Source organism: Desulfobacter latus (assembly GCF_013389365.1).
GTDB lineage: Bacteria > Desulfobacterota > Desulfobacteria > Desulfobacterales > Desulfobacteraceae > Desulfobacter > Desulfobacter latus.
Genome location: NZ_JACADJ010000180.1, coordinates 1 through 590, shown reverse-complemented (window position 1 = coordinate 590; position 590 = coordinate 1). Strand labels below are relative to the sequence as shown.

The following is a 590-nucleotide window of genomic DNA, read 5'->3' as shown; positions in this document are numbered from 1 at the left end:
TATCATCATTGGCAGTAACACTGATATCAAAATTACTGCTTTGGGGATTATTGCTGCTACTACTGCCCGATGTGTTTATTGTAACTGTTGGTTTATCATCAGGTGCATTAACTGTTACGTATAAGTTTTTAGAGCCACTTATTGCTTCACCTTGTGAAACCTTTGCAACATAAAAACGTTGCGAACCGGTTATGCTTGGGGTGCAAGTGATTTGAGCTGACGTTGATGTAACATTAAAAGGTGTGCTGCAGCTATCCTCTAAAGAGCCAGCCAATGACATTGCGATTGTACTGGGTAAATTAGAGCCGGTCACTGTAAAAGTAGTACTAACGCCACTGGTTGCGCTCGTAGGTGAAACACTATTAACGGTTGCTAAAAGTTCTTTTTGAAACCAATAATACTTATAGTTTGATTTTTGTGAATTTGTATCGACAACGCCGATTTCGACTTTATATGAACCAACAGCCAAACTGGATAAGTCCACGGTAAAACTTGTTGTCATACTGGTACCACTTAAAGTTTTAGTGCCGCTTATATCGGTTGCTTCGCCGCTTGATGTTTTGACAATATAAGCTAACCCCTTTAATCCT

The 590-nt window shown here is 39.5% G+C and carries 1 protein-coding gene; it reads right to left on the bottom strand.

Annotation, left to right across the window (positions count from 1 at the left end):
- Window positions 1-590 (bottom strand): hypothetical protein (locus HXW94_RS18885; RefSeq protein WP_178368425.1); only part of this gene is annotated, 590 nt, incomplete at both ends.